The 4,034-nt window shown below is 33.5% G+C and carries 5 protein-coding genes; 1 reads left to right on the forward strand and 4 read right to left on the reverse strand.

All coding sequences use genetic code 11. The features are described 5' to 3' along the window. Positions 1-108: 108 nt before the first annotated feature. Both PMI10_RS19570 and PMI10_RS19575 read right to left on the reverse strand, forming a co-directional pair. On the reverse strand, positions 109-1,413 hold the full coding sequence (locus PMI10_RS19570) for an ABC1 kinase family protein (RefSeq protein WP_007810989.1): 1,305 nt from the start codon (positions 1,411-1,413) through the stop codon (positions 109-111). Next, entirely contained in the window at positions 1,413-2,072 is a 660-nt protein-coding gene (locus PMI10_RS19575; RefSeq protein ID WP_007810990.1) for a TetR family transcriptional regulator C-terminal domain-containing protein, read from the reverse strand. The genes PMI10_RS19570 and PMI10_RS19575 overlap by 1 nt, the downstream gene beginning before the upstream one ends. 98 nt (positions 2,073-2,170) lie before the next feature. Between PMI10_RS19575 and PMI10_RS19580 the strand changes: the two genes are divergently transcribed. After that, the gene (locus PMI10_RS19580) at positions 2,171-3,082 is read left to right on the forward strand and encodes a TIGR01777 family oxidoreductase (protein ID WP_007810991.1); all 912 of its coding nucleotides are present in this window, start codon (positions 2,171-2,173) and stop codon (positions 3,080-3,082) included. 11 nt (positions 3,083-3,093) lie between these two features. Here the strand turns inward: PMI10_RS19580 and PMI10_RS19585 are convergent, their stop codons facing one another. Then, the gene (locus PMI10_RS19585) at positions 3,094-3,663 is read right to left on the reverse strand and encodes a YceI family protein (protein ID WP_007810992.1); all 570 of its coding nucleotides are present in this window, start codon (positions 3,661-3,663) and stop codon (positions 3,094-3,096) included. A 139-nt stretch (positions 3,664-3,802) separates the two neighbouring features. Continuing rightward, positions 3,803-4,034, reverse strand: a 232-nt coding sequence (locus PMI10_RS22375; RefSeq protein WP_007810993.1) for a hypothetical protein, incomplete at its 5' end; no start/stop codon positions are given.

Consider the following 4,034-nt stretch of genomic DNA (forward strand, 5'->3'; position numbering starts at 1 on the left):
ACAATACCAAGGTTCTATAAAAAACGACTGCCCCAGCCCAGATGGGAACGGCATCCTTTTGTGGCGGTGTTCGCCACAAAAGATACAGTGGACAGCTGGAAAGAGCTTCTAATACTTAAGATAATTGGTTACTGCAATTTTTGCTTTCAGATCAAACATTAAATTATACAGACCAAAGAAAGTTCGGTTCATGTAAATAAAATGCTTAGAACCACGATTTCCATTCATTTTTTTGAGATTGGTATCATTTGAGAATCGTTCTCCTAATTTAGCGATGCTGTCGAAGAAAGTTTCATCGGCAAAATCGAAAGTGTCATTTTGGAAAGGTTTCGTAAAAAGCGATAATAAGTCATGAAACATTTCGGTAAAATATTCGATTTCTGAAGGCGAATCATCTTTGCGAAGAATCTCTAATTCGAATAATTTCTGATTGAAAAGCGCCTGATCCGTAATCACATTTTTATTGATTAATTCGAAATAAGGCGTATAAAATTCTTCCGGAATTTGTTTCATACATCCAAAATCAAGTGCAATTAAGCGGTTTTGGTCGTCTACCAAAAAATTTCCCGGATGTGGATCTGCGTGTACTTTTCGCAGAACATGAATTTGATACATATAAAAGTCCCAAAGTGCCTGGCCAATTTTATCGCCAACTTCCTGATCTGTATTTTTAGCCGTAAACTCAGAAAGATGAATTCCGGTCATCCAATCCATTGTGATAATTTTCTCTGACGAAAACTCAGGATAATAATTCGGAAAAAGTATGTTTTCGATTTTACTGCAGGCTTCAACAACTTCCTGGCTTTGTAGTAATTCCAATAAATAATTGGTTTCCTCGATGAGTTTATCTTCGACTTCCTTGAAATATTTATCAGAATCTTTTCCCTGGAGATTAAACATTCTGATTGCGATTGGTTTTACCAAGGTCAAATCTGAAGAAATACTGTTTGCAACTCCGGGATACTGAATTTTAACGGCCAATTTTTTGTTGTTTTTCACCGCCAAATGTACCTGACCAATACTTGCTGCATTTACCGAATTGGCGTTGAATTCGTCGAAAATTTCATAAGGTGTTTTGCCAAAATTGGTTTTGAATGTTTTTAAAACCAAAGGTGCAGACAGCGGCGGAACAGAAAATTGAGATAATGAGAATTTTTCAACATAGGCCTGAGGCAGAAAATTCTTGTCCATACTGAGCATTTGTGCCACTTTAAGGGCGCTTCCTTTTAGACTTTTTAGTCCGTCATAAATGTCTTCGGCATTATTTTCGTTTAATTTATCACGGGTCAAATCAGAATTCACCATTTTTTCGGCATAATGCTTAATGTAGTTTACCCCTATTTTTGCACCGGTTTGAACCAATTTACCGGCTCTTTCTATTTTTGACGTTGGTATATAATCAATTGTTTTCATTATTTGCTGTATATCTTTTCTTTAAAAAGAAACTTTCCTAAATCTATAAGATGATTCATTGGTGCCACATTCATTAATTCGAATGAAGCATTAACTGATTTTTCGATAAAAATATCTGTTTTTTCAAAAGCAGCCGAAGCATCATCCATCCAGAATTTTATGGTTAACATTAATTGCAGCCAGGCTGACTCCTGTATGCCTTTTTCCTGGAATTTTTGAAGTTTTTCCTGCTCAATTCTGTAATCATCGGTCAGGATTTCAGAAACATATTCTTTAAAACTATCTCTGAGCAACGTAAGCTGTACTAAATTCTTAAGAGGGTTTCTGTTGAGTTTAAGTGATTGTAAAACATAACTTCTGTTGGCAGTTAAAACTTCGAAGAATGTGAAATAAAAACTCAACATCTTATTTTTCATATTGTATTCCCGGTAATCTGTATTTTTGTGCAATAAATCAATCGTGTTCGTAAAAAAGAGCTTGAATATTTCTTTTTCCAGACCTTCGAGCGTTCCAAAAAAGGTATAAAATTCAGCCTCAGTAAAATCATTTTCTTTTGCAAAATGATAGACTGATTTTGGCTTTTCCCCTTTCTCTAAAACCTGATTCATATATATTGAAACGATATCTTCTTTACTGAGTATCTTCTTTTTAGCTGTCATTTCTTTTAAGTTTAGAATTTGCTTTAAAGGTAAGCAATGTTTAAGTATCTTTACTTATACTTGAACAAGATGAGCTGTTAAATATATTATAAACTATCATGGCTAAAAATGTTTTACTTACAGGAGGATCAGGATTTATTGGCAGCTATTTAACTAAGGTTTTAATTGATAATGGTTTTTCAGTATCTGTATTAAGCCGTTCCGATAGAAAAAACACTGATTTGATTACTTTTTACAAATGGGACTTGGAACATAATTATATTGACGAGGAGGCTGTCTTAAAAGCAGACTATATCGTTCATCTGGCCGGTGAAGGTATTGTTGAGAAAAGTTGGACCACAAAACGTAAAAAAGCACTTTTGGAAAGCCGAATACAACCAATTGACCTGATTTATGCTGTTTTGAAAAAAAACAATAAGCTTTTAGATGCTTTTATATCAGCTTCGGCAGTGGGAATTTATGGAGCTGTCACCAACGAAGAAATTTGTACGGAAGAATCTCCTGCTGAAAATGATTTCCTGGGCATTACCTGCCAAAAATGGGAAGCTGCATCTGATAAAATTACATCGCTCGGTATTCGGACCGTAAAAATAAGAACAGGAATTGTTTTGGGGAGAAAAGATGGTTTTCTAAAAAAATTAAGCCCGGGTTTTAAAGCAGGTTTTGGTACCATTTTAGGAACCGGAAAACAATATCTCCCATGGATACATATTGAAGATTTATGCAACATCTATTTAAAAGCAATTCAGGATGAACAAATAAATGGCATCTATAATGCAACTGTTTTAGACAATACCTCGAATGAGACATTATCCAAAACACTTGCAAATTTATATGGGTATACTATCTGGCTGCCCAAAATCCCTGCTTTTGTTCTCAGGTTGTTTTTAGGCGAAATGAGTCAGGTTGTTTTAAATGGACAAAGGGTATCATCTGAAAAAATTAAACAAAGAGGTTTTAAATTCCGATTCAAAAATTTAGAAGCGGCTCTTTCAGATTGTTTATCCTGAAAATTTAATCTTTATTTTAAAGTCACAAGAACTAATTCATCGTTTCCTACGATTCCGCTTAATTCTGTATTAACCGTTTTTGAAATTTTCAAGGCTACCCTGTTTGGAATTTCAATATCAAAATCAGTTATGGAAATTGGAAAATCAGAAGTGATTTGTATTCCATCATGCACTTTTTTTAATAAAGCCTTCACCACAATCTCTTTGGACTTTCCATGTATTGTCAATTTTCCTTTTATTAGAAATTCCTTTTCAATTTCATCAATGTCCTTCAAATCGAATTTTGTAATTTTACCTTTAAAAACAGCTTTAGGATATCGATGGCTTTCCAGATAATTTTCATTAAAATGTTCTTTCATCAGATCCAGTTTAAATCGAAAATCTTTGATGATAGCAGTACATAAAAATGTACTTGTTTTGGGTTCTAAAACAATCGCAACCGATCTATTGACTGCTGTGATTTCTTCAAAAAATGGCACAGATGCTTCAAAATTTATTACTCCGTTGGCAGTAGTAAATTTTTCCTGAGGAAACATAGTGTAAGCAGAAAATAATAAAATAAATAAAGTAGTTGTTTTCATAATCGTCAGCAATTAAACAATTATGTCATCCGGTTTTTTATTTAAGCAGAAAGAAAAACTGAACTTAAGTAAGGAAAAATCGAATGGCGTACTCCGTGAAATGCAGTAACCAATTCTATACACTTAAAGTTACGGATTTTTATGGGATTTGGTTGCCGTTTTTATAATAAATATTTGTGAAATATTTATATCTTAACCAATAGGGTGTAATTAAAACTCTTATTTGATATAAAACAAATAAATCCAAAACTATAAATTTGAATTTAACATCTTTATACTTCAAGAAAGCATTGTTATCCTGAGTCCATTCGGCTTCGCTCAGGATAAACTTAATCGAAGGCTTTTTACATGCAAAGGGCTTCGACTCCGCT

Origin of the sequence: Flavobacterium sp. CF136 (assembly GCF_000282055.1) — a bacterium.
Taxonomy (GTDB): Bacteria; Bacteroidota; Bacteroidia; order Flavobacteriales; family Flavobacteriaceae; genus Flavobacterium.

Coding starts and splice junctions, on each gene's coding strand:
- PMI10_RS19575 (WP_007810990.1), bottom strand. CDS start 2,072: ATGACAGCTAAAAAGAAGATACTCAGTAAAGAAGATATCGTTTCAATA.
- PMI10_RS19580 (WP_007810991.1), top strand. CDS start 2,171: ATGGCTAAAAATGTTTTACTTACAGGAGGATCAGGATTTATTGGCAGC.
- PMI10_RS19585 (WP_007810992.1), bottom strand. CDS start 3,663: ATGAAAACAACTACTTTATTTATTTTATTATTTTCTGCTTACACTATG.
- PMI10_RS19570 (WP_007810989.1), bottom strand. CDS start 1,413: ATGAAAACAATTGATTATATACCAACGTCAAAAATAGAAAGAGCCGGT.